The organism is Paenibacillus sp. NPDC056579, from assembly GCF_042793215.1.
In the GTDB taxonomy this organism is placed as follows: Bacteria; Bacillota; Bacilli; order Paenibacillales; family NBRC-103111; genus Paenibacillus_S.
This window is the reverse complement of sequence record NZ_JBHTVD010000001.1, coordinates 1,429,382-1,453,748: the sequence shown is the minus strand read 5'-3', so window position 1 is coordinate 1,453,748 and position 24,367 is coordinate 1,429,382. Positions and strand designations below refer to the sequence as shown.

General features: G+C 45.6%; 22 protein-coding genes. 19 read left to right on the top strand and 3 right to left on the bottom strand.

The window, feature by feature from the left end; all coding sequences use genetic code 11:
- Positions 1–12: 12 nt before the first annotated feature.
- The 19 genes from ACFQ88_RS06565 (at position 13) to ACFQ88_RS06475 (ending at position 21,217) form a co-directional block, all read left to right on the top strand.
- Positions 13–843 carry a helix-turn-helix domain-containing protein gene (locus tag ACFQ88_RS06565; RefSeq protein WP_379453087.1) on the top strand — a complete coding sequence of 277 codons (831 nt, stop codon included), beginning with the start codon at positions 13–15 and terminating at the stop codon, positions 841–843.
- Between the two features lie 331 nt (positions 844–1,174).
- Entirely contained in the window at positions 1,175–1,852 is a 678-nt protein-coding gene (locus tag ACFQ88_RS06560) for a response regulator transcription factor (RefSeq protein ID WP_379453085.1), read from the top strand.
- A complete protein-coding gene (locus ACFQ88_RS06555; RefSeq protein WP_379453083.1) occupies positions 1,849–3,669 on the top strand; it encodes a sensor histidine kinase in 1,821 nt (606 codons plus the stop codon). Before ACFQ88_RS06560 ends, ACFQ88_RS06555 begins: the two co-directional genes overlap by 4 nt.
- Positions 3,670–4,125: 456 nt before the next feature.
- On the top strand, positions 4,126–4,281 hold the full coding sequence (locus tag ACFQ88_RS06550; protein WP_379453081.1) for a hypothetical protein: 156 nt from the start codon (positions 4,126–4,128) through the stop codon (positions 4,279–4,281).
- A 65-nt stretch (positions 4,282–4,346) separates the two neighbouring features.
- Positions 4,347–5,024: a GDSL-type esterase/lipase family protein gene (locus ACFQ88_RS06545; RefSeq protein WP_379453079.1), complete on the top strand. Its 678-nt coding sequence runs from the start codon at positions 4,347–4,349 to the stop codon at positions 5,022–5,024.
- A gap of 35 nt (positions 5,025–5,059) precedes the next feature.
- Positions 5,060–6,466, top strand: coding sequence for an MBOAT family O-acyltransferase (locus ACFQ88_RS06540; RefSeq protein ID WP_379453077.1), 1,407 nt, complete (start codon positions 5,060–5,062; stop codon positions 6,464–6,466).
- Positions 6,467–6,477: 11 nt separating this feature from the next.
- A complete protein-coding gene (locus ACFQ88_RS06535) occupies positions 6,478–7,617 on the top strand; it encodes a DHHW family protein (protein ID WP_379453075.1) in 1,140 nt (379 codons plus the stop codon).
- Between the two features lie 4 nt (positions 7,618–7,621).
- Positions 7,622–8,116, top strand: coding sequence for a DUF4358 domain-containing protein (locus tag ACFQ88_RS06530; RefSeq protein WP_379453073.1), 495 nt, complete (start codon positions 7,622–7,624; stop codon positions 8,114–8,116).
- 164 nt (positions 8,117–8,280) lie between these two features.
- Positions 8,281–8,499, top strand: a complete 219-nt coding sequence (locus ACFQ88_RS06525; protein WP_239624731.1) for a hypothetical protein — start codon at positions 8,281–8,283, stop codon at positions 8,497–8,499.
- A gap of 86 nt (positions 8,500–8,585) precedes the next feature.
- Positions 8,586–9,368, top strand: a complete 783-nt coding sequence (locus ACFQ88_RS06520; RefSeq protein ID WP_379453071.1) for a hypothetical protein — start codon at positions 8,586–8,588, stop codon at positions 9,366–9,368.
- Positions 9,365–9,634 carry a PqqD family protein gene (locus ACFQ88_RS06515; protein ID WP_379453069.1) on the top strand — a complete coding sequence of 90 codons (270 nt, stop codon included), beginning with the start codon at positions 9,365–9,367 and terminating at the stop codon, positions 9,632–9,634. The genes ACFQ88_RS06520 and ACFQ88_RS06515 overlap by 4 nt, the downstream gene beginning before the upstream one ends.
- Positions 9,635–10,134: 500 nt before the next feature.
- Positions 10,135–11,937: an ABC transporter ATP-binding protein gene (locus ACFQ88_RS06510; RefSeq protein ID WP_379453067.1), complete on the top strand. Its 1,803-nt coding sequence runs from the start codon at positions 10,135–10,137 to the stop codon at positions 11,935–11,937.
- Entirely contained in the window at positions 11,934–12,926 is a 993-nt protein-coding gene (locus ACFQ88_RS06505; protein WP_379453065.1) for a nucleotidyltransferase domain-containing protein, read from the top strand. Before ACFQ88_RS06510 ends, ACFQ88_RS06505 begins: the two co-directional genes overlap by 4 nt.
- 307 nt (positions 12,927–13,233) lie before the next feature.
- On the top strand, positions 13,234–14,775 hold the full coding sequence (locus ACFQ88_RS06500) for a sulfatase family protein (RefSeq protein ID WP_379453063.1): 1,542 nt from the start codon (positions 13,234–13,236) through the stop codon (positions 14,773–14,775).
- 502 nt (positions 14,776–15,277) lie between these two features.
- Positions 15,278–16,246: an ABC transporter permease gene (locus tag ACFQ88_RS06495; protein ID WP_345774072.1), complete on the top strand. Its 969-nt coding sequence runs from the start codon at positions 15,278–15,280 to the stop codon at positions 16,244–16,246.
- Between the two features lie 19 nt (positions 16,247–16,265).
- Complete coding sequence (locus ACFQ88_RS06490; protein ID WP_239624709.1) at positions 16,266–17,132, top strand: carbohydrate ABC transporter permease; 867 nt, start codon at positions 16,266–16,268, stop codon at positions 17,130–17,132.
- Positions 17,133–17,187: 55 nt separating this feature from the next.
- On the top strand, positions 17,188–18,729 hold the full coding sequence (locus tag ACFQ88_RS06485; RefSeq protein ID WP_239624706.1) for an extracellular solute-binding protein: 1,542 nt from the start codon (positions 17,188–17,190) through the stop codon (positions 18,727–18,729).
- Between the two features lie 84 nt (positions 18,730–18,813).
- Positions 18,814–19,740, top strand: coding sequence for a TauD/TfdA dioxygenase family protein (locus ACFQ88_RS06480; protein WP_379453060.1), 927 nt, complete (start codon positions 18,814–18,816; stop codon positions 19,738–19,740).
- Between the two features lie 73 nt (positions 19,741–19,813).
- Positions 19,814–21,217: a sulfatase gene (locus ACFQ88_RS06475; protein ID WP_239624701.1), complete on the top strand. Its 1,404-nt coding sequence runs from the start codon at positions 19,814–19,816 to the stop codon at positions 21,215–21,217.
- Positions 21,218–21,398: 181 nt separating this feature from the next.
- Here ACFQ88_RS06475 and ACFQ88_RS06470 read toward each other — a convergent pair whose 3' ends face one another.
- From ACFQ88_RS06470 to ACFQ88_RS06460, 3 genes are all read right to left on the bottom strand, one after another.
- Entirely contained in the window at positions 21,399–21,821 is a 423-nt protein-coding gene (locus tag ACFQ88_RS06470) for a DUF1259 domain-containing protein (protein WP_239624698.1), read from the bottom strand.
- Positions 21,822–21,868: 47 nt separating this feature from the next.
- The gene (locus ACFQ88_RS06465; protein ID WP_239624696.1) at positions 21,869–22,288 is read right to left on the bottom strand and encodes a DUF1259 domain-containing protein; all 420 of its coding nucleotides are present in this window, start codon (positions 22,286–22,288) and stop codon (positions 21,869–21,871) included.
- Positions 22,289–22,451: 163 nt separating this feature from the next.
- On the bottom strand, positions 22,452–24,080 hold the full coding sequence (locus tag ACFQ88_RS06460; RefSeq protein ID WP_379453057.1) for a GMC family oxidoreductase: 1,629 nt from the start codon (positions 24,078–24,080) through the stop codon (positions 22,452–22,454).
- Between the last annotated feature and the right edge of the window lie 287 nt (positions 24,081–24,367).

The window sequence follows — 24,367 nt, the reverse complement described above, 5'->3', positions numbered from 1 at the left end:
AGCTACGGATTTATGGAAAGCGTCGAACATTTTGCCCCTCATTGCTTTACGGGAGAGCAGGGAGCAGGGTTGTTTCGTTCTCATTCGCATGGTGCCGACGAAATTACGCTTATTCTTGAGGGAGAAGGCTATTACACTTCAGCGGGTCAAAACGTATCGGTCGCGGCAGGCGATCTGATCCTGATTCCGGCCGGCATTCATCACGGATTCGTGTGCCTGAAAGCATGGGCAGGTATCTCGGTACACTACGATTTCCGCGAAATCCCGGCCTACTGCCAATATTTGCTTCAGCATGCATATAAGCAGCGTCCGGATCAGATTTTGAAATCGCGATTATGCGGGACTCATCTCCATAGAGCCAAAGCGGCATTGCTGCAATTGGAAGAGGAAGGCATGCGGGAGCGGCTGAACGAATTTTCGGACGATCTGATGCGCAATGCGCTAGAGACACTGCTGCTAACCTATCATTCAAACGCGCTCAGCGCTTCGGAACCAGCTCTTACTGATGGGGATAGCGACGAACGGATGGTCCAGGACGTACTGCAAGAGATTCACAGGACTTTTTTTACCTCCTTGAAGATAGCCGATTTGGCGGCGCGCCGCTTTCTATCCGAAAGCATTTTTCGCAAAAAATTTACGGAGCGGGTCGGTGTACCACCGAAGCAATACATCATCACTCTTCGCTTGAACGAAGCCAAAAGGCTGCTGAGAAATACCGACAAGTCGGTTGAGTTCATCGCCTCCGAAATCGGATTTACTTCCTCGAGCCGCTTTCACGATTTGTTCATCAAACATGTTGGCAAGACACCTCTGGAGTGGCGCAAGAACTTCGATGCAAAATAGCTTGGTCTGGATGTGCGTCGGACTGAGCTATTTTTATTGCTCTACAATATCAATGGCAGGATGAACGAAGACAAATTAAACCGAGCGGCGGTCTCATTGGTAGATGCCCCAAATTTGTTCATGTAACTGCACGCCCAATTGTTAGACTGTGTCCCACACCACAATTGGGGGTGCAGTTCCAGGGACAGCTCCTATTTGATTTATAGAAGTAACTGGCAGGATAACGTGTTTGTCTAGTGTTTGAAAAAATGTTAATATCCAAATGATACGCATACTTACGAGTCTAAGAGGCTGATGTTATGCCTCACTAGAAAACTTGAGAGGTTGCCACATGTCAAAAACTATACTGATTGTAGAAGATGAGCGTATATTACGGGAAATCATGAAAGATTATTTGCTTGAGGAAGGTTTTAAAGTATTTGAGGCGGACGATGGCAAAAAAGCTCTGGAGCTATTTCAAGAACATGAGATAGATCTGATCATTTTGGATATCATGCTCCCTGAATTGGACGGATGGTCCATATGCAAACGCATCCGAAAAGTGTCAAACGTTCCGATTATCATGTTGACGGCCCGTGCGGATGAGGATGATACATTGATGGGTTTTGAACTGGGAGCCGACGACTACGTAACCAAACCATACAGCCCTCCAATACTGCTGGCACGTGCGAAACGTCTTTTGGAAAGCAGGCAAATCAGGGAACAGGAGGATCACACAATGTCCAGCAATGGGATTTTGGTCCATTTTCCGTCCCGATCCGTTTCGGCCGATGGGGAAAATTGCAGCTTAACGCACACGGAATTCGAAATGTTGGCTTATCTAATGAAGAATAAAGGAATCATCATAACGAGGGAACAGTTGATTACAAGAATTTGGGGATACGATTTTGTCGGTGATGATCGCACGGTCAACAGCCATATTCGCAATCTGCGTTCCAAGCTGGGAGAGCATGCCAAGCATATTGTCACGGTCGTTCGCTCAGGTTATAAATTTGAGGAACAACCATGAAAAGAGGCATTGTATTTAAGCTGTTTCTATTTACGACGGCATTATGCATGTTCATGCTTGCCGTCATTTTTATCGGGCAAACTATATTTTTCAAACAGTTTTATGTCAATCAAAAAGTAAAGGACGTTAAAGCAGCGTTTCAGACTTATAAACAAGACTACCTTAATCATGCTACGAACACGCAGGCTATGGCAGAACTGGAGCAAGACTTTTACCAAAAATATAACACCTGGATTACAACGTTGGACGCCGAGGGGAATTTGAAGCATACGGACGATTTTTTCATGCAAGTCAAGCTGAATCGTTCGAATGATTCTGAACTTTCCAATAAAACGATAACCGTACCTCTGTACACTGTTATTAATGTTGAGGACTTCAGTACGGAGAATCCGTTCCACAAACCTTGGATTCAAGAAGGTGAACCGATTGCTATTGAGGGCTTGATCATGAACAACCAGCCGGTTATCCTGCGGATGGGGAGGAACGTATCTAATCTGAGAGAGGAAAACCAACTGGAAAATCGTCAGATGGTGAACAAAGAGTATGAGGTCGTCACTCGATATCCGAAGCCGAACCAATATCATGAAAAATACCCACCATTTCTGGTCACCGGCACCATTACAAGAGTTCTGACACCAGAAGGTGCGGGTGTTTCACGCTATACAAACCACTTGTTTCTGGACCGCATTCAAGCCTTTCAAGCAGACGTGCTATATGGTGACTATGATCATACTGCAAATACAAATCTAACTGAAGATTATGTAGAAAATCAGGTGAATTACAAAGTTTTCGTGGAACGTATCCAAGATCACGACGGTAAACATGCATACCTATTTGCAATGACCTCACTTCAGCCGGTAAGTGAAGCTGCTGGGATGATTCAAGAATATTATGCGTATATCGTTATAGCCACTTTGCTTCTTGCACTGCTTGCATCGTATTATTATTCTCGTCGTATCGCTCGCCCGTTGCTTCGCATCAACCGAACGACGCAGCAAATGGCAGGTCTTGATTTTTCGGAGAAAATCCACATTACAACGAAGGATGAAATCGGCGACTTGTCGCGCAACATAAACGAGCTTTCCGAGCGTCTGCAAGCCCATATCCTTCGGTTAGAGAAGGACATCGAGAAAGAAAAGCAGCTGGAGCATACGCGAAAAGAGTTTATATCCGGTGTGTCGCACGAGTTGAAAACCCCGCTGAGCGTTATTCAGAGCTGCCTTGCGATTCTGAAAGACGGGGTTGCCAATCACAAGCGCGATTATTACTTTAATGCGATGGAGGACGAAGTCAAGCGGATGGATCTGCTGATCGTCGATATGTTGGAATTGGCAAAATATGAATCGGGAACGTATAAAATGAATATGAATTCTTTTTGTATCGACGATGTCATCGCGAGGACATGTTCCAAATTAGCTCCGGAAATCGAAGCGAAGCAATTGCAGCTTTACACTTCCCTGAAACCTGCCGAGGTTATGGCGAACGAGCTTCGGATTGAGCAAGTCATTGTCAATTTTCTCACTAACGCGATTTGTTATACTCCAGAGCAGGAGGCCGTTCTTATAACCACTATGGAGGATGGCGACACCGTTAAAGTATGCATTGAAAATAAAGGAGCCCACATTCCCGACGAACAGCTTGAAAAGATCTGGGACCGGTTCTATCGTGGGGAATCTTCCCGCCAACGGTCGACCGGGGGCACTGGGCTTGGCCTCGCTATCTCCAAAAAGATTCTGGAAATGCATAGCGTCCCTTATGGTGTAACCAATACTCCCAATGGAGTCCTGTTCTATTTTTATTTGAATAAGAAAGCGTAGAACCCGGTTCTGCGCTTTTTTTAATTTATGTTTATTTCATCTGCACCTTTTCAGCATCTTCCCCCATTATTTTTTTTGAGAGAGGGGATAGGATCGAAAATGACAGCAGGGACAAATCTTGGCCAGAATCAAAGATAGATGCATGGAAAGCCGCAAACGATACAAGTTCTTCCGGAGATCATCGAATTTTACCGAGGAGAAGGCTACCAATTTAGTGTTTACGACGATAACAAGCATTTTCACTTGATTTTTCAGAAAGATCATTGCTTGTAGACATTAGCACTGCAGCATTCTTGGAACAGGGAGCTATCTTTGAAGGTCTTTTTCGAACCTTCCAAGAACAGCTCCTTTCTGTTGGTATGCAGCCTAATATTAATTCTATACGACAATTTGATATCATCTGCATCTTATCTTTATCTCCAGCAATTACACTTTTTCAGGAGGAGGAGAGAACGTATGAAGAAAGGCCGCTCGATTATAATCATCCATTTGTCTGTGCTGGTGATCGTTCTGCTGAATCACCTTGTTTTCGGGAAAGGGACAACAAGCGACCATAAAGCCAGCCGAAGATTTCTTCGTCTTGAAGGATTTCGAGCATGCCAGCGCTTCTAATCGAAATGGGATTCTTGACGGAATTAAAGAAGCTCTATATTTAAAATAATGAGAGGAACATGAATATGAAAAAAATCGTTGCAACACTACTCCTTGGGAGTATTACACTTGCCTGTGCAGCATGCGGAAACGAATCCAAAAGCTTGAATCTGCAGCAATCGGCCCTTCAAAACCAAGAAAAGACAACGGAATCTAAAGGTTCAGTAAAAACTGCGTATCAGGCACTCTTTCAGAACAGCGTATTTTTGGGGGATTCTATTACGGAGGGTTTATCTTTTCATGATGTGCTTAAAGCGGGAAATGTTCTGGCAGGCGCAGGAAAAACGGCGGAGTTTGCACTTCAAGATATTGATGAGTTGATCAAGCGGCACCCGGAACATATATTTATCCAATTGGGTTCGGATGACATTTTATGGCCTACGGATAATCCCAAAGAATATTCCATGAAAAACTATGCGAAGCTGATTGGTACGATCAAGGAAAAACTTCCACAAGCAAAAATTACGGTTTTAACGGTAACCCCGGTAACGGCGGAAGCGGAAAAACAAGAACCCAGATACAAAAATATCAAGGATTATAACCAAGGTTTAAAAGAGCTGGCGAAGGAGAAGAACATTGGATTTGTTGAATTGTCCCCAATATTTTCAAACGGCTCAGATGATTTGTACGACTCGGACGGCATTCATTTTAAACCGAAGTTTTACACAAGAATGCTGGAACTGCTGAAAGATCAAGTGCAATAGCTTATAAATGGGTCAGCCAAGAGGGGGTGTAACTATTGGTCTTTAGCAGTCTTATATTTCTGTTCCTATTTCTGCCGGTTACCATACTGATCTATTACGTATCTCCGATGAAGCTTCGAAATGCTATCCTGCTTGTCGTCAGCCTAATCTTTTATGCATGGGGCGAGCCGCTATACATTTTCATCATGATATTCTCTACTGTCTTCGATTATTTCAACGGGCTGCTGATTGACAAGTATAGGCATCGGAAGCTGATCGCCAGAGCTGTATTTATCGGTTCGATGGCCGGCAGTATGGGAATTCTCGGGTTTTTCAAATATGCCGATTTTGTCGTGGTCAACATCAATCAGTTGTTTCATATGAATATCCAAGCGGCTGATCTGCCGCTGCCTGTGGGCATATCCTTTTATACCTTTCAAACGATGTCTTATGTCGTTGACGTTTACTTGGATAAAGTACCGGTGCAGAGGAATATCATCTCTTTTGGGGCATACGTAACGATGTTTCCGCAGCTTGTTGCCGGTCCCATTGTCAAATACGACGATATCGCGGGACAGCTTGTTTCCCGTAAGGTATCGCTGGACCGTTTTGGCGAAGGGGCGGGGCTGTTCAGCAGAGGTCTTGCTAAAAAAGTGCTGTTGGCCAACAATATCGGATTATTGTGGACTAGTGTTAAAGCGACGCCGATCGAGGAGTTGAGCCTATTATCAGCCTGGCTTGGCATTACCGCATTTACACTACAAATTTATTTTGATTTCAGCGGTTACTCTGATATGGCACGTGGACTAGGCAAAATGTTCGGATTTGATTTCATGGATAACTTTCGTTATCCCTACATCTCTAAAAGTGTAACAGAATTTTGGCGCAGATGGCATATTTCGCTCGGTAGCTGGTTTCGAGAGTACGTATATATACCGCTTGGGGGTAATAGGTCAGGGCTCATGAAGCAGCTCCGGAATTTACTGGTCGTATGGTTTTTAACCGGCTTATGGCATGGAGCCAGCTGGAATTTTATTGTGTGGGGCTTGTATTTCGGTTTCTTTGTGCTCATCGAGAAACTATTTCTTTTGCAAAGTCTTGGACGGAGACCCGCTATTGTCTGTCATGTCTACACGCTTCTGGTCGTTATGATCGGCTGGGTATTGTTTGAAATGGAGCATTTGGCTTCCGCGTGGCGTTTCATCGGCGTGATGTTCGGTTTCGGCGGGCAAGGTATTGTGGATCAGCAGGCGCTCTATGATTTGTCTACGAATGTTGTATTGTTTGTCGTACTGGCAATCTGTGCAACTCCGCTTCCGAAAAAGATGTTAACCTGCATAATGGGAAAATGGAGAACTGCCGGCGTGATTACTGTTCCACTTATCTATTTTCTATTCATGGTCCTGTCCACGGCTTATCTAGTTAATGAGACCTATAATCCGTTTTTATACTTTCGATTTTAAAGGGGACAGCCATGGAAAATGAAACACAACTCACAAGTAAATTGTTGTCCTTATTGTTGCTCCTGTATATAGGCGTAATCGCAGTTCTTAATCTTTTGGCATCGGATCGTTCATTTTCGGAGTCGGAGAACCGGATGCTGAATCAGCTGCCGCATTTCTCGCTGAAAGCATTGCTGTCAGGGGGTTTCACGGCTGATTTCGAGAAATATGTGTCTGACCAATTTGTTTTCAGAGACTTTTGGATTGGAGCAAAAACCGATACGGATCAGCTAATGGGAAAAAAGAAAAGCAATGGAATTTATCTGGGAACAAACGGGTATCTAATTCAGGATTTTATCCCCCCGGCGGAAGAGAATTTGAAGGAGAAGCTTGATGCCATTCATGCGTTTGACCGGGCCACGCCGGAAATGAAAAAAAATGTGATGCTGGTACCAACGGCAGCAGCTCTATATAAAGACAAGCTCCCGAAATATGCTATCATCGGCGATCAAGTAGCATACATGAAAAAAGTACAGCAATTGCTGCATCCCAATATACGTTATATCGATGTTTTTCCAAGTTTATATACTGAGCGAGATCAACCTATTTTTTATAAGACCGATCATCATTGGACAACCCTAGGTGCATATGCAGCCTACCTGGAGCTTTGCAGGCAAATGGGGCTGACACCACAAAATGAGGAAGAGTTTACTATCCAGCAAGTAACTGATGAGTTTTATGGCTCACTTTATTCGAAAAGCGGTTTCAGACATATACAGCCCGATCGTTTGGAGCTTTATTTGCCAAAGGATCAAGAGAAATATACTGTAACATATTTCGATGAAGAGAAGACCACGGATTCATTGTATACGACGGAGCAGCTGCAAAGGAAGGATAAATATGCGGTGTTTCTTAACGGTAACCATGCATTAATCCAAATTAAAACGGCTAATCCGAGCGGTAAAAACCTGCTGGTGGTCAAAGATTCATACGCTAACAGCTTCATCCCTTTCTTATTAAAGCACTTTAGCGAAATTGATGTGGTTGACCTTCGGTATTATGAGGAAGATTTGGCGTCGTTCGTGGAAGAACAGGGGATCCAGGACATGCTATTGCTTTATAATGCGAATACTTTTTTTGAAGACCCATCCATACAAAATTTAACGGAGTGATAAAATGAAAAAATACTGGAGAGGTAAAAGAAGCTTTTACCCCGTTATACTTGCATTAGTCGTTATGATTAGTGCTATGTCCGGATGCTCGGGCAAGGATGACAAAACTTCGGAACAACTGTCAGCCACTCAAATCGGAAAAAGTATCGAACAGGTAGTGAACTTAAAAGAAATGAAAAAGGGAGATCTGAATAAGCTGCAGAAATTGTATAAGATTGATGCTGACAGTGTTGATGATTTTATTCTCTATACGTCTACATCGAATGTAAAAGCTGACGAATTGGCCGTCATCAAGCTGAAGGAAGAGAGTCAGGTAGAAAGCGTCAAAAAGAAGATTAAGCAGCGAATCGAAGAACAAAAAATGAAATTCAAGGACTATCGCCCGGATGAATATTTTCTGGTCGAAAATCATTTGTTAAAGACGAAGGAGCAATATGTCTTCTTCGCGGTTTCTAAAGAGGTCGATTCAATGGAACGTACATTTGACAGCGCATTTTAACGAAGCACAATTCAAGATCCTATGTGTTGGTTGGAATACAAAAACATCAAAACAATGGGATGATTGGAACCTTGCAATAATAATTATCGGATCTTTACAATGTACTACTTTGTTCGTTATAATGAACATGCGGTCCAACTTTACTACTTGATGGAGGGATTCCTATGACAAAAGAATCATACGAAATGAAAGAGTATGAAAGTCCTAAAGTCCTGAATCACCAGCCTATTCGTTTTGAAACAGCTCAAAGCTGGAATAAAGGCCGCGGTAACCTCGATCACCCTGGTACAGGGAATGGTGGTATCAATTATCCCAACCCTCCATACAGTGGGCCACATAACGGAAATGGTGGCGGGAACGGTAAGGGAAACGGTAAGGGATAGGGGAAGCAAATGTTTCAAAGAGGTCAATGGAAGGGAAGCGCCATTGACCTTTAATTTCAATCAATTAAACCCCGAGGGGTGAACGAATGGAGCCCATCCTTACAACAATTGGCGAATATGATATTCAAATAGTATGTCAATCAGATTCGTTGATGACCTGGATTCAAAGGAACTTTCCAGCCAATGTTCTGGCTAAGGCTAAACCCGATCTTTTTATTCATCTTATTGAAGGGTATGGGGTTCCTTTTGTTGATTATAACGTAGAGATAGTTAAAACTACGAGTAACATTTCCTTTCATAGAGCTGATTATTTGATAGAGACGGATTTGGATTATCATCATGCCAAGGTTTCAGTACATAATGAATTGGCTTTAAAGCATGCATTGATGAATTTATTCAGTTCCTTCCTAGTTCGCCGTCAATGGGGACTGATCATTCACTCCTCTTGCGTAGTTGAACAAGGCAAAGCACATATATTTGCCGGTCATTCAGGAGCAGGCAAATCCACCGCCGCCAAATTATCCTCCCCGCGGGAGCTTCTTTCGGATGAAGCCACCCTGGTGAAAATATCGCCTAATGAAATCGTGGTATATAATTCTCCTTTTCGAAGCGAACTCGATGTTACTCATGCAGGGGCATATTGCCCGCTAGCAAGTATCCAACTATTGAAGCAGTCGCAAACCAATTCCAGAACAAGCATGGGAAAGTCAAGCGGACTCCTTCATTTAATGGATAAGGTGTTTTATTGGACACAAGATCCTGAAGAAACAAGGACCATTATGAACCTGCTGGCGATTTTAGCGGAAGCAATACCGATTTATGAACTCCGGTTTCAAAAAAACGATACGTTTTGGGAGTTGATGTCATGATGACGAAATATGTTAGAAAAAACGATTATGAGGCTATCCAATTGGATGGAGAATGGATCATTTTGGATGCGGATAACTATACCGTAACGAAATTAAATGAAACGGGCGGTTTTTGTTGGTCACTCTTTACAGAAGCCCAAAGCATAGAAACTCTAATGCACGCCGTTCGAAATCGGTATAAGCAGGTTGACGAAACGATCGAACAGGATTTGGAAGCGTTCTTATCCGACTTGTATCAATGTGGACTGATTGAAAATGCAAGCTGACGAAGGAAGCCTCCGTCTGATCACCAAGGTGATCATCGAGAAAGGGTTTATTGACATCCCGGCAGAAGGAACCAGTATGTTCCCGTTGATTGGGCATGGGGATATTTGCCGGTTCGTTTCATGTGAGACTTCCATGCTTAAGAGGGGTGATGTTGTTTTATTTCTCGCCCCATCCGGTCCCTTCGTTGCCCACCGATATTATAAAACGTTAACTGAGGGTAATCGTACACTGTACATGTTCAAAGGCGATACGAATATTAGCTTTGACGAGCCGATAGTTCGGGAACAGATCATAGGAAGGTTGGAGTTTGTTCGGAAAGCAAAGAGAACGATTTATACAGCCCGCTTAGCCGCAAATCTGTGGAGCTTCCTCATCCTTTTCTTTCCGTGGTCGTCGCGATTATTAAGGGTGCATCTGATTCGGAAAGGACGCCTGCAGTCATAGACATAAGGAGAAACTGAACTTTTAAAACGTACACTTATACTGGAGTGTCCCTTACATGGAACAGATCAGACTTCGCATCATCGGTTTAGTGAAGCCTTATTTTTCGATGGACAGCGTCATCAGGATGTACCGGTTTTTATGGCCGTACCTTCTTCGTCGTTGGAAAGCCTATTCGGTGCTCTTTGTCATCTTTTGTTTGGATGTTACCTCAACCCTTGTCTTCGCCTGGTATTTTGGCGCTCTAACGGATGCGGCCATACGTACCGATTTTGATCAGTTGAAATGGCTTGTTGCTCTGGGAACAGCGCTAATAACGGTTAGTGTAGGGATAACCTTTCTGAATACTTTTGCAGAAACGGTCGCCACGAACGGGGTCAAAAGAGACTTGGAGGTTCGACTATATAAGCACATTCTGCTGCTAGCCACACCCAGCATGACAAAATACCGTTCGGGAGATCTGATTTCACGTTTCACTAATGATATTCATAGTCTAGACGGTGTGATCGGAAGCAGCCTGATCGAGTTGGTCAAGCTTCCGATCATCTATTTGGCCGTATTTATTTATTTGTATCAGTTGAACAGTACTATTGCTTTATTTAGTATTTTCGTAGCCCCTATAGCTCTATCCTCAGGGGTAGTGTTCGGTTTTCTTCTCCGCCGCAACGGTAGACTCATTCAGCAATTACTCGGGAATATGAGCAGCCTGCTTAACGAAACGTTCCAGAGTCATATTGTCGTTCGCTCGTTCATTATGGAACGATTATTTTATAAGAAATATGGCGATCAGAACAATCAACTTTATGGGCTGGAATTACAGAACGCCAAATTGCGGGGATGGTTTCAATCGGGAGGGTACGCGGTCAGCTCCATTGTTTTTCTGAGCAGTCTCTGCTTAGGTGCCTATTTCATTTCTAACGGCACGATGTCGGTCGGTTCATTATTGACCTACTTAAACCTTGTCAACCATTTGGTCTACCCGCTTACAGGCTTTGCCGGGCTATGGGCCGGTTTCCAAAGATCCGTATCGGCGATGGAGCGAATTTCTACGATTTTTGAACAGCCTGTCGAGTGTACCGAGCTGCCGGAATACTTGGCGCCCATACGGTTAATGAAGTTCATCCGATTACAGAATCTTTCATTCGGCTACGAAGAACAGCACCGTTTGTTCGATCGTTTCGATTTGCAGATCCCGGCAGGGAAAGTAACAGCTATCGTAGGCCGAAGCGGCGCAGGCAAAACAACGTTGTTTCACCTGCTTCAAGGGTTTTATAAGCCTCAATCAGGTAGCATATGGATCGATGATCGCCAGGCGGCATCGCTTAGTTCTTCAGAGCTCAGAAGCATCTTCGCTCATGTCTCTCAAGATCCCTTTCTTTTCGATGGGACGATAAGAGAAAACCTGTCCTATGCCCGACCGGGTGTAACGGACGAGGAAATGAAGCAAGCGGCCGTACATGCCCATATTCATGATTACGTGGTATCCCTCCCGGACGGCTACGATACACAAATTGGGGAAAGAGGAGTCCGTTTATCCGGAGGACAAAAGCAAAGATTAACCATTGCCCGTGCCATACTGAAAGATGCTCCTGTTCTGCTGTTGGATGAGGCGACATCCGCTTTGGATACGGAAACCGAACAGCGAGTGAAGTCAGCCTTGGAGCAATTAATGAAAGGCCGTACTACACTTGTGATCGCTCATCGATTAACCACAGTTCAGCATGCCGATAACATTATCGTCTTGGAGAAGGGGAGCATTGTCCAAACCGGCTCCCATAAGGAGCTCATGGCTCAGGATGGACTGTATCGCCAGCTGCATCATATGCCGCTTTTGGCGGAGGAAGGGGCGACAATCTTTTGATTATTCCGATGCTTCAAGCATTATATGACCCGCGATCGATGCTACCCTTGCCGACCGATTCAGCCTTCTATGAGCAAGCCAAAGAGGATATTGCCTTCTTCGGAATAAGTTCACAAGTTTATTATTTGTTAAAAAAGCGGGGGCAGTTGGACCAAACGCCACTATTCTTTCGAACTTGGTTGGAACAGAGCTATACAGAAGCCCTGTATTTAAATCTCTTTATTGAGCGCCAAATGCATCAAATCCTGAGTCTCTTTGAGGAACAAGGGATCGAGGTCATTCCGCTTAAAGGAGTCTTATTGGCCGAACGATACTTTGGACATGTGGGGGCAAGAGCAACCTCGGATATTGATTTGCTAATTCATCCTTCCGATCTTGAAAGGGCAGTCAATTGGATAAAATCACTCGGATTTATATTGGAGCAGGAGAGGATCCCTTCACATTTTCATATAAGCTACAGTAAACCTCTGCCTAACAGTCCGATTCCTTTGACTATTGAGCTCCATTGGGATTTACTGAAAGAAAGAACAGCCAATTTAAATATCAATGAATTCTGGGAAGAGGCACGTCCCTTAGAACCATATAAGCATATCAAGGAATTATCATCATATCATACGTTTTATTTGATTTGTCTTCATGGCTGGAGACATAATTTGGATTCTTTAAAGTACTTTATCGATATGATTCAAATGATTCATGTTCTGCAGGATGAATTGGACTATTCGATTTTTTTAAAAAATGCCGCTTCCCATAAAACTCTGAAAAGAATCACCAGGACAATAGCGATTGTCTATCACTACTTTCCGCATTTGACACGAATCAAAGAATTCCCTGTTAAATCAACGAGGCTATGGTGGGAATACGAAGCAGTAAGACAACAGAATGACAGAACTTTGAAGCAATATGTGAACTGGATTTATTACGAATTATTTGATTTTGATTCGATGAAACATACATTGTGGGCCATGGTTGGATTAATTTCAAGGTAGTTTCTCCACAGCATAAACTGTCGTTTCGGAGAAACCGCAGCCGAGGAAGCCTTCCTGCAGGATGGCGGCTAATCAGCTCGCATATAAATACGCCCTAGCAGTGTGGGGTGAAAATACCGAGGAGTTGGAGTTGACATATGGGGTATTAAGTGATATTTTTATAAAAATTACATTATTCCATAAAAAGGTTATGATATAAAAGGCTGGCCGGTCAACCGGAAGCGTGGAGCTGGAACAGTTCCATGCTTTTTTCTTTTTTACAATGCAGTCGGTCGATTTTCATTCTTTAGAAGGACGGTGATTTCGTTTGAATATTGTATTTGCTTTTGCGGATGATTGGGGCCGCTATGCTAGCATTTATGCGGAGCACGAAGGACCGGAATCTATCAATCGATTAATTCATACGCCGCATATTGATCGGATTGCTAGAGAAGGCGCGCTTTTTAAGAATGCTTCAGTCCCCGCACCGAGCTGCACTCCATGCCGCAGTTCGATACTATCAGGCCAGTATTTTTGGCAGACAGGATTGGGAGCGATATTGATTGGAGCAGTGTGGGATGAGCAAATACCCTCATACCCTCTTGAACTCGAAAAGACCGGCTACCACATCGGGCACACCTATAAAGTATGGGCACCAGGCAAAACAAATAATGCACCATATGGTGGCCTGCGTACGGCTTACTCTTCGTACGGTAATCGTTTCAATCAGTTTTCCCATCGAGCGACAGCGCGAGCCATAGAAATCGGCGTGGATGCTGCAAAGAGAGAGCTGCTGGACGAGGTTCGTAAAAATTTTGATTCCTTTATCGACTCACGTCCGGTAGGTAAGCCGTTTTGTTATTGGTGGGGCCCCACCAATACTCATCGAACTTGGGAACAGGGGTCAGGCAAGGCGTTATGGGGACTGAATCCGGATGATTTGCAGGGACGCATGCCCGTTTTTTTGCCGGATGTTCCTGAAGTGCGGGAGGACTTCTGCGACTACCTCGGCGAGTGTCAGGCGTTTGATGCCGGACTCGGCGTCATTCTTCAGCGTTTGGAGGAAATAGGGGAGCTGGATGACACACTTGTTGTCGTGAGTGGCGATCACGGGATTCCAGGGATGCCGAGAGCTAAGTGTAACCTGTACAATATTGGATGTGAAGTCGCACTGACTATGCGCTGGCCGGGTCATATTCAAGCAGGCCGAGTGATCGAGGACTTCGTGAATCTAATGGATCTCGCCCCTACGTTTATGGAGGCGGCAGGAGCTGATGTGCCGAAATCCATGAGCGGACGAAGCTTAATGAAGATTTTGCTTAGTGAGCGGAACGGTCAGGTTGACAGTAAACGTACTTTTGTTATCACAGGGCGAGAAAGACATGTTAACAATGCTCGGGAGGGAGACCTGCCCTATCCTCAACGGGCTATTCGAACACAAGATTACCTTTATATAATAAATTTTGAGCCGGATCGGTGGCCTATGGGCGACCCGAAGGGCTTAGATCAGCACGATGCCGTCGCCCCCACGTATGAAGAGCTAACAAATAACACCCGGATAGCCTATGCTGATATGGACGCAAGCCCAACCAAAGCTTGGATGATTCACCATCGTAATGAGAATCAGGTTAATTCACTCTTCAAACTTGCGTTTGATAAGAGACCAATCGAAGAACTGTATGACTTGAAGAAAGATTCTTACTATATGCACAACGTGGCCGAAGAGCCGCAATATGCAGAAGTGAAACACATTTTGAAAACAGCATTGATGACTGAGTTGTTCCACCAGCAAGACCCTCGAGTAATCGAGTCGCCTTGCAGATTCGAACAAGCGCCTTATGCCGGCAAGCTCCAGTCTTTTCAATTATGAGCACCATGATACCAGCTCAGTGGTAGGGGATTATTCGATTATCACGGATTAAGGAATAGTGCCTTATACGATAAAGTTGATTGAGTAGTAATAGAGCAGTTGTCTCGGAATCCTGTAACCAAATATTTATTTAAACGCGGCTGCCGGTATGAATCGGCGGCCGTTTTACGCATAAGGGCAGTTATTTGAGCGGAGCATTTACCGGCTGCCGGAGTCTAGAGGCGGAAAAGTTAAGAGCTTCGGTCTTTTTTGTAATTCAGCGGGGCTTCAATAATTTGAAAAATAGCATTGACAAAAACGAGGTATGGGTGCTATGATCCATTTATCAAATTCATAGTAAACAAATAGGATTAAAGTGTATTTAACAAACTTCATATGCCCGACAGTCTACTGGTCAACCAGAGACACGACATTATCTATCCAATGTTGTGTCTTTTTTTGTTCCTCATACTGGCGAAAGCATAAGCTTTTTACTTACAAGGGAGGGATGGACGGCGTGTCCATGGTCAACAGTAATTATCGGGTCGAAACCGCAAAGCGCACCCCGAGCCAAGAGATAGGCAGCAAGAAGAAGCTTTGGCGTTACATATGGTTCCATCGTTATTTATATTTAATGCTGGTTCCGGCGCTGGTGTATTACTTGATATTTCACTACATTCCAATGTACGGCGCGATCGTCGCGTTCAAAGACTTCAGCATTACGAAGGGCATTCTCGGCAGCGACTGGGCGGGCTTCAAGCATTTCGCCTACTTGTTCTCTCAGGATAAGTTTTGGCAGGTGATCGAGAACACCGTCATCATTAGCCTGTATCGGCTTACCTTCGGATTTCCTGCGCCGATTATCGTCGCTTTGCTTCTGAATGAAGTCCGATCCAGGCTGTTCAAGCAGACGGTTCAGACCGCCATATATCTGCCGCATTTTATTTCATGGGTCATTCTCGGAGGCTTGTTGCTCAATCTGTTATCAACTGACAATGGGGTCATTAATAACATCATCAAAGCATTCGGCGGTGAACCCGTCGGCTTTATGAGTGATGAATCTTATTTTCGCAGCACGCTCGTATTCTCGATGATTTGGAAGGAATTCGGATGGAACACGATCATTTACATGGCGGCATTGGCGGGAATAAATCCCCAGCTGTATGAAGCGGCATTGATCGATGGAGCGAACCGGTGGCAGCGGCTGCTGCACGTGACGCTTCCGCTGATGCGGGGTACGATTATCCTGCTGCTGATCTTGCGCCTCGGCGGCATTATGGAAGCCGGCTTCGAGCAAATTTTCGTGCTGTATCACCCCGGCGTCTACAGCGTCTCGGATATTATCGATACGTACGTATATCGCATCGGTTTGACCGAAGGACGGTTCAGCATTGCGGCGGCGGTCGGATTATTCAAGTCGTTGATCAATTTCGTACTGCTCATCCTGGCGAACCGGTTAGCAAGGATGATGGGAGAGCAGGGCGTATATTAATGAAGAAAGAGGAAGCGATATGCACCGTACAGGAACCGCAGGCAAACTGTTTGACTCCTTCAATTACGTGCTGCTAGCATTGCTGGCACTCATTACGCTTTATCCATTCTGGGATACGCTCATCGTTTCGATAATCCCGCTGGATGAATATTTGAACGCGAGCATCCATCTGATTCCGAAGAACCTCACCTTCGGATCGTATGAATACTTGTTTTCCATGAAAGAACTATGGAACTCCTACGGCGTGACGCTATTCGTAACGATTGTAGGCACAGCCGTCAATATGCTGCTTACGGTCACGGCCGCCTATGCGCTGTCGAGAAAGGAGCTCAAGGGCTACCGCGTCATCATGTTTCTCATTGTATTTACAATGATGTTCAGCGGAGGTATTATTCCGACCTACCTTATCGTCAAAAACCTGGGAATGATGAACACCGTCTGGGCGTTAATTATTCCGAGCGCTATCAATACCTATAATTTGATCATCATGAGAAACTTTTTTTCTTCGCTGCCCGACGGCTTGATCGACGCTGCACGAATCGACGGCTGCAATGACTTGGGCGTATTGTTCAAAATTGTCATTCCGCTTTCCATGCCGGCCATTTCGACGATTACGCTGTTCTACGCTGTGTCGCGCTGGAACGAATTTTTTAACGCAGTGTTCTTTATAAGCGACAAAAATTTATGGCCGCTGCAGCTGTTCCTGCGAAGCATGCTGTTTGAGAACGAATCGTCTTATTCCGGCGGCGGAGACAGCCTGTTCCTGCTGGGGCCATCCATTAAGATGGCAACAGTGATGGTGGCGACAATCCCGGTTATGCTCGTGTATCCTTTTTTTCAAAAATATTTCGTTAACGGGGTCATGATCGGCGGGATCAAGGAATAACCAGCCAGATCAACATCAATAAAAAAATGAAAAGTGATGGTGGAGGAAACGTACTATGGGGACTAACAAAGGAACGTGGAACAAATGGATTGCAGGCGCAAGCGCAGCTTCTTTGCTGCTGGCGGCAGGCTGCTCGAATAAGCCGGCGAGCTCCGAGGCGGGCAGCGCGAACGAGCCTTACGAGCTGACGTACTTGACGACGGGGGACCAGGGCGCAAAACCCCTGCAGCCGAACGACCGCATAATAGCGGAAATTAACAAACGGCTCAACATTAAGCTTACCGTGAAAATCGTTCCGGAATTTTCATATGACAAAATCAATGTAGCGATCGCGAGCGGTGACTTGCCCGATGTCGTCACGACGCAATATCCGTCCGAATCGGTATCGCAGTGGATCAAGGAAGGCATTATTGTGCCGATCAACGATTACTTGAAGGATACGCCGACGTTAAAAGGAAAGCTGGAGGGTGACTTGAAATGGACGGCCATCGACGGCAAATTTTACGGCTACCCGTTCATCAGTGGCGTGGAGAAGTCGAATTACACGCTGCAGTTTAGGCAGGATTGGCTCGATAAGCTCGGACTAAAGCCGCCACAAACGCTCGAAGAGCTGCATACCGCACTCAAGGCGGTCGTGGAGAAGGACCCGGACGGGAACGGCAAGGCGGACACTTATGGCTTTATTACGAATAAGCCTAACGCAGGAGACGCGCTAACGGCTTTCGATTTTGTGTTCTACGCTTATGGCTTGCCTTATGGAGATTATGCCAAGGATGACAATGGAAATATCATTCCTAAGTTTGAGCACCCCGCTTTCAAGAAAGGCTTGGCCGATTTGAGAAAATGGTATGACGAGAAACTGATCGATCCGGAATTTATCGTATACGATCGGCCGACTAAGGAGCAGAAGTTTTTCCAAAGCAAGGCGGGCTTTATGGACGGACCGTTGTTCCGTCATGTGAGCCGAATCGAGGGCAGCCTGCAGCAGGTCATTCCATCGGGAAAACTCGGCTACACGGCACCGCCAACCGGACCGGAAGGGAAGCAGGGGATGGCGACGAAGTCGAAAAACGCCTTGTTTACCTCGGTAACGAAGAGTGCGAAAAACCCGCAAAAGGCGGCGCAATTTATCGACTTCTTACTGTCCAAGGAAGGGCGCGAACTGCTTCAGCTAGGTATCGAGGGCGTCCACTATACGAAGCAAGGCGATAAACTCAACTACAACGAGCCGGAACGTGAAAAAGACGGCTTTGCCCCGAACGGCTGGGCGCATCCGATCGCCTGGGGCAACGTCACCTGGCCGATCGACGAGAGCTATTTGCCGCAAACGGAGCCTAGAATCGAACGAGCGCTCGATTCGGTACAAGTAGCTTCCAAATACATTATGCCGAATCTGGTTAACAAAAAGACCGACGCCGAAATCGAGTTCGGCAAAGCGGCCAACGAGGTTTTCAACCAATATTTCGTAAATTTGTTAAACGGCAAGCTCGACGTCGACAAAGGCATTGCCGAATTGGGACAAAAATGGCGTCAAGCCGGCGGAGACAAGATTTTGAAGGCCGTCACAGAAGAATACAAGAAAAACGGCGGCAAATAGACCGGATGCAAGATAACAGAGTGTGACTGTGTGTTTACTGCCGAAAGGCATAATATAATCGTCTATTTGAGAGGAGAATTTCATATGAGTGAAGTAGTAGCTAGTCAGGATCGCCCCTTGCAACTGCCTGATCGAGGCCTGAAGAGCGGCCCGCGCATCGTTCGCCGTCTGCCGGAAGGGGTAGAGCCGCAGCCGTACACGCTGTTCACCGTTAAGCCGCTCGGTCCGATCATCGGCGCGGAAATCGAAGGAGTTGACCTAAGAAGTCCGGTAACGCCGGAGCTGCAAAAGGAATTGAACCGCGCTTTGCTCGAATGGAAAGTGATCTTCTTCCGAAATCAGCATATTACAAGCGAGCAGCAGCGGGCCTTCGCCCAGCTGTGGGGCGAGCTGGAAACTCACCCGTTCCTGCCGGCAGGGGATTCGGAAGAAGTCGTCCGATTCGCCAAAAACGAGAATGCCGTCGGCAGGGAAAACAGCTGGCACTCGGACGTGAGCTGGCGGCTCAACCCTGCGCTTGGCGCAGTGCTTCGGCTCATTGAAGTGCCGGAGGCGGGAGGAGACACGCTGTGGGCAGACATGGGAGCCGCTTACGACAACTTGCCTGATGAAGTGAAACAGCGCATCGACAGCCTGACGGCGATCCATGATTTTACACATGTCTTCGGCGTGAGATTGCCGGAGGATCAACTTGCTGTGAAACAAATCGAGTTTCCCGCAGCCGAGCATCCGGTTGTACGTACTCATCCGGAAACCGGGCGGAAGACGCTGTACGTGAATCCGAACTTTACGGTGCGCATTGTTGGATTGGACGTCGAGGAAAGCGAAAAGCTGCTGCAGTATTTATTCCTGCAAGCGCAAATTCCCGAATACCAGGTGCGTTTCCGCTGGGAAGCGAACTCTATCGCATTCTGGGACAATCGAGCCACGCAGCATTATGCCGCATCGGACTACTATCCAAGCCCCCGCATTGCGGAGCGGGTTGCTATTGTCGGAGATCGTCCTTATTAATAGAAGCAAGTAATATGAGCAGGGAGCTGGCGGTATGCTGGTTTCCTTTTGCTATTGAGGGGAGCGCTTAACATTGACGAATTCTGCAAGAAAACCGAACATCATTTTTATCTTGATTGACGATATGGGCTGGACCGATCTTGGATGTTACGGCAGCACATTTTACGAAACGCCGCATCTGGACGCGCTGGCCGCCGAAGGAGTGCGATTCACGGAGGCGTACGCCGCCTGCCCGGTATGCTCCCCGACACGGGCAAGTATTATGACGGGCAAATATCCGGCAACGCTTGGCGTAACAAACTGGATCGGAGGAAAGGCGCAGGGCAAGCTGATCGATTCGCCTTACGTCAACCATCTGTCCTTGGAAGAAAAATCGATCGCCACAGCACTCAATGAGGGCGGCTACCGTACATGGCATGTGGGCAAGTGGCATCTAGGCGGACGTGAGTATTATCCCGACAAACACGGATTTGACGTAAACATCGCGGGCTGCGATTGGGGCGCACCGAAAAATGGATACTTCAGCCCATACGGGATCGAAACGCTGGAGGAAGGGCCGGAAGGCGAATATTTGACAGACCGGTTGACGGACGAAGCCATCCGGCTCATTCGGCAGAACGACGGTTCGCCGTTCTTCCTGAACTTATGGCATTATGCGGTACATACGCCAATCCAGGCGCATCCGGATCTGAGCCGGAGATTTGCAGCGAAAGCGAGAGAACAGGGACTGGACGAAACTGAGTCGGTCGTGCAAGGGGAACTGTTCCCGTGCGAGCATAAAAAGCATTTGCATGTGCAGAGGCGAATCGTCCAGTCCGACCCGGTCTATGCGGCAATGGTGCACAATCTTGACGCAAACGTCGGGAGGCTGCTCGAAGCGTTAAAGGAAACAGGGCAGGACGAGAATACAGTGATTATCTTCACCTCGGATAACGGCGGCCTATCTACCGCGGAAGGGTCGCCGACCAGCAACCGTCCGCTGCATGAGGGGAAGGGATGGATGTATGAAGGCGGTGTCCGGGAACCGTTCATCGTCAAGTGGCCCGGTGTCAACAAGCCCGGGACGGTTTGCGACATTCCGGTGACAAGTCCTGATCTGTACCCGACGCTTCTGGACATTGCCGGATTAGCACCGCTTCCCGAGCAGCATGTGGACGGCTGCAGCCTGGTTCCTTTGCTGCAGGGAGAAGGCTCGTTAGAACGTGAAGCGATATACTGGCATTACCCGCATTACGGCAATCAGGGAGGAACCCCGGGTTCGTCCATTCGTATGGGCTATTACAAACTCATCGAGTTCTTTGAAGATGGACGGCTTGAACTGTATGATTTGAGAAACGATATCTCCGAGACGCACGATTTGTCATCACAGCTTTCAGAACGGACACAGCTTATGCAGGACAAACTCAGGCAATGGCGTGAGCGCGTCGAAGCTAAGATTCCGCAGGAGAATCCGGATTTCATTCCGTGGCTTTTGTAGGCTAATGGTGTCATGCTCATAGCCTTTCGGAATTTGGCAGTCGCGTTGTGCGGCTTTATCATCCCTGGAATCCATAAGCGCAGGTGAAGCTTGATCAGTTGAACATTCAAACAGCGATAAGACTTCCTTCCTAAAAGCTAAAAAACCATCGAAATAACATTTCGATGGTTTTTATAATTAGCTAACCCAGAAAAGCGATAGAACGTTTTACTTTCTTTGCAAATTCAATAGGATTATCAATCGACTCCCAATGAATATACATAAGACGCGGATTTTCGAACAGCCAGTGATTATGAACCGCTGTTACTTTAATCCCGTTATTGCGAAGATTTGAGAGCAAGCGGTTTACTTGGTTTTGGAAAAGAGCCGTTTCCCCTAAACAGAGTGCGCGCCCCGACTTGTCCAATGATTCAAACGAAAACAGCTGATAACGGACTAAAGGAGATGTTGTACGTCTTCCTAAAATAGCTGCGTTTACTCTTCTATTTCTAGTAACAAAACAAACCGGACCTTTGGTAATTTCATGCTCGGTTCCACCTAGTATGGTTGAAAATTGATCACATAGTCTTCTAAAGGCAGGACTTACCTTTACTTGCTCCGTCATATGAAATCATCCTTTCATAATAAGATACGAACAAAACTCAAAAGCAATTAACCCAAGAATGCAATGGACTCTTTGGTTCTTCTCGCAAAGACGACTGGATTCATGATTGCTTCCCAGTGCATATACATTAATCGAGGATTTTCTTTTAACCAGTGATTATGAATTGCTGTCACTTTTATCCCGCGTTTACGGAGGTTCGTTATTAAACGATTAACCTGATCTTGATGAACGGCAGTCTCACCCAAGCAAAGAGCACGACCCGAACTATCTAGCGATTCAAATGAGAACATTTGCATTTGAACTAGAGGGGATTGCGTTCTTCTTCCTAAGATCGTTTCTTTTAAATTCGTCATTCGCGTCACAAAACAAACCGGACCTTCTTCAATTTCCGATTCGCCTCCTAAGATTTTGCCAAATTGCATACAAAGTTTTCTAAATTGCGGACTTACTTTCACTTGTTGTGCCATATAAATCCTCCTTTAGTCATGTTCACCATAACGTATGATCAAAGTAGTAGAGAGAATTGGACCAATCACTATTGTTTAAAAAAATGTACGAATTCCATAGACCAGAAAAAACACGGAAAAAAGCACTCTGAGCGTAGAGTGCCTTTATGAATACTGAACATACTTATTCTTCGTTATTTTCGCATCCCTCTCGAAGCTTCCTTCGTTGTTTCCTTTTATCTATCCATATGACTTGTTTAGCGATCGTATATCCGATTAGATAGGCTGCCGCTGAAGTATTTCCATCCACTGTAAATGGGATGATTGAAGCATCTGCAACAATTAAATCTTTTACACCGTGAACGTTTCCCCGCCGATCAACAACCCCTCCATTTTTTAAAGGAGCCATACGAAGCGAGCTTTGTTGGTGATGATTGTGTTCGAAATTTTCTTTGATAAATTGCTCAAGTTCGGTATCATCATCTATCGTTTCAGGAGTTGGTGAAATGAGTCGGTATGTTGGATCAATGGAGAATAGCTCAGCAGCTATATTCTTTACATAGATCTTATAAATGTTTTTTACGGCTTCCATATCAATTGGATTATCGAGAAATCCTTCATCTGCGAGCACAATTTTAAGCGGGTCTTTGTTTTGGATTCTAACGGAACCGCGACTCTTCGGACGCAGATAAATCAAACCTAACGTTAACGTATCACCCTCAGAACCAATACCCAAAATTTGAACCGCTCGACGCTTTCTATCTATTTCTAAAGGGTCAGGCAGGAAAGCGCCGCCAGCATAAAGGGCATTTGGATCATTTGAAGGTAAAGGTCTGTCGCTCGGATTCGATTGAAATACTGCAAAATTAAGTGTGTGGTTTCTTAAGCTTTTCCCCACGTTTGGATTATGAAAGATGCAGCGAATACCAGCTTCCTTAAGTATTTTTGCAGATCCTATCCCGGATAGCATTAAGAGCTGAGCGCTGTTAATACCTGCTGCAATAATGACCTTTTTCCTTGCGTGTGCGGTTATGCGCTTACCATTTCTTAGACATTCCACTCCGCGGGCGCGCTTATTAGAAAATAGTACCCGTAAAGCGGTCGAATTAGTTAATAATCTTAATTTACGACCATTTACTCCCCGACCATTCAACGCTAAGACATCCGAAGACAAAAATGCAGTGGAGGAACTTTCTCTTCTGCCATTTGGTTTCTGATATAATTGCCATCGAGTAAAGGGGCCAATAGTGGTTTTCGGGTTATTATAATCGAGAATTTCAGGGAAGCCGGTAGCTCTCTCGATTGCTGTAACTAATTTTTTTGCCATGGATGTCGGATTTAGAGGAGCCTGACGAATGTCAATGCGCCCACGATACCCGCGTGCAGAGGCATTATTTGTTTTCCCATTATATTTTTCAAGTCTTTTGAATCGCAGAACTGCTCGATCAGGAGACCAGAGAGGCCCGAGCAGCCTTTCCCATTCTTTAAATACCTTGCCTGTTGGGCGCACGTACTGTTCTCCGTTAATCGATGAACCGCCGCCTAAGAGACGTCCTGTTGTCCATTCAAACGTTCGATCGTCCAGCCCCGCTTGCGGGACACCTTCTCCTTGCCAAAAATACTGAGGGAAGAACTGTTCTTCCAGCTCGGAAGCCATCGTCGAGTCGCTAATTGGTTTGTCTTTATCGTTGTTTCCGCCCGCTTCTAAAACAAGGACAGATGTTTTTTTATCGTCGGATAGGGTTTTCGCGATTACCGCTCCTGCGGGTCCTGTACCCACAATAATGTAGTCAAACATTAATTTTCTTTCCATCAAAGCTCTCCTTTAAATAATGGGCTAATGTAGGATATTAAGTTTTGTTGTCTCATGTGTCGAAAAAACAACTTGCCCTGTACACCCTACACCCAGAGGGAAGATAGACTTTGAAAAGTAAAGTGCAAAAAGGAGCAGTTAGCCGATGGCTTGCTGCTCTAAGACGCGGCTGTCGGCATTGATCGGCAGCTTGCCAAACATTAAAGATAGCAATCTAAAAGAAACTTAGAAAGATTTAGTTTCATATTATTGAGGTAATAATGACAATCCCAAAGGGAAATCTTGAA

Coding starts and splice junctions, on each gene's coding strand:
- ACFQ88_RS06550 (WP_379453081.1), top strand. CDS start 4,126: ATGAAGAAAGGCCGCTCGATTATAATCATCCATTTGTCTGTGCTGGTG.
- ACFQ88_RS06520 (WP_379453071.1), top strand. CDS start 8,586: ATGGAGCCCATCCTTACAACAATTGGCGAATATGATATTCAAATAGTA.
- ACFQ88_RS06480 (WP_379453060.1), top strand. CDS start 18,814: ATGAGTGAAGTAGTAGCTAGTCAGGATCGCCCCTTGCAACTGCCTGAT.
- ACFQ88_RS06555 (WP_379453083.1), top strand. CDS start 1,849: ATGAAAAGAGGCATTGTATTTAAGCTGTTTCTATTTACGACGGCATTA.
- ACFQ88_RS06560 (WP_379453085.1), top strand. CDS start 1,175: ATGTCAAAAACTATACTGATTGTAGAAGATGAGCGTATATTACGGGAA.
- ACFQ88_RS06460 (WP_379453057.1), bottom strand. CDS start 24,080: ATGGAAAGAAAATTAATGTTTGACTACATTATTGTGGGTACAGGACCC.
- ACFQ88_RS06485 (WP_239624706.1), top strand. CDS start 17,188: ATGGGGACTAACAAAGGAACGTGGAACAAATGGATTGCAGGCGCAAGC.
- ACFQ88_RS06525 (WP_239624731.1), top strand. CDS start 8,281: ATGACAAAAGAATCATACGAAATGAAAGAGTATGAAAGTCCTAAAGTC.
- ACFQ88_RS06535 (WP_379453075.1), top strand. CDS start 6,478: ATGGAAAATGAAACACAACTCACAAGTAAATTGTTGTCCTTATTGTTG.
- ACFQ88_RS06510 (WP_379453067.1), top strand. CDS start 10,135: ATGGAACAGATCAGACTTCGCATCATCGGTTTAGTGAAGCCTTATTTT.
- ACFQ88_RS06490 (WP_239624709.1), top strand. CDS start 16,266: ATGCACCGTACAGGAACCGCAGGCAAACTGTTTGACTCCTTCAATTAC.
- ACFQ88_RS06530 (WP_379453073.1), top strand. CDS start 7,622: ATGAAAAAATACTGGAGAGGTAAAAGAAGCTTTTACCCCGTTATACTT.
- ACFQ88_RS06565 (WP_379453087.1), top strand. CDS start 13: ATGGAAAGCGTCGAACATTTTGCCCCTCATTGCTTTACGGGAGAGCAG.
- ACFQ88_RS06545 (WP_379453079.1), top strand. CDS start 4,347: ATGAAAAAAATCGTTGCAACACTACTCCTTGGGAGTATTACACTTGCC.
- ACFQ88_RS06515 (WP_379453069.1), top strand. CDS start 9,365: ATGATGACGAAATATGTTAGAAAAAACGATTATGAGGCTATCCAATTG.
- ACFQ88_RS06495 (WP_345774072.1), top strand. CDS start 15,278: ATGGTCAACAGTAATTATCGGGTCGAAACCGCAAAGCGCACCCCGAGC.
- ACFQ88_RS06465 (WP_239624696.1), bottom strand. CDS start 22,288: ATGGCACAACAAGTGAAAGTAAGTCCGCAATTTAGAAAACTTTGTATG.
- ACFQ88_RS06470 (WP_239624698.1), bottom strand. CDS start 21,821: ATGACGGAGCAAGTAAAGGTAAGTCCTGCCTTTAGAAGACTATGTGAT.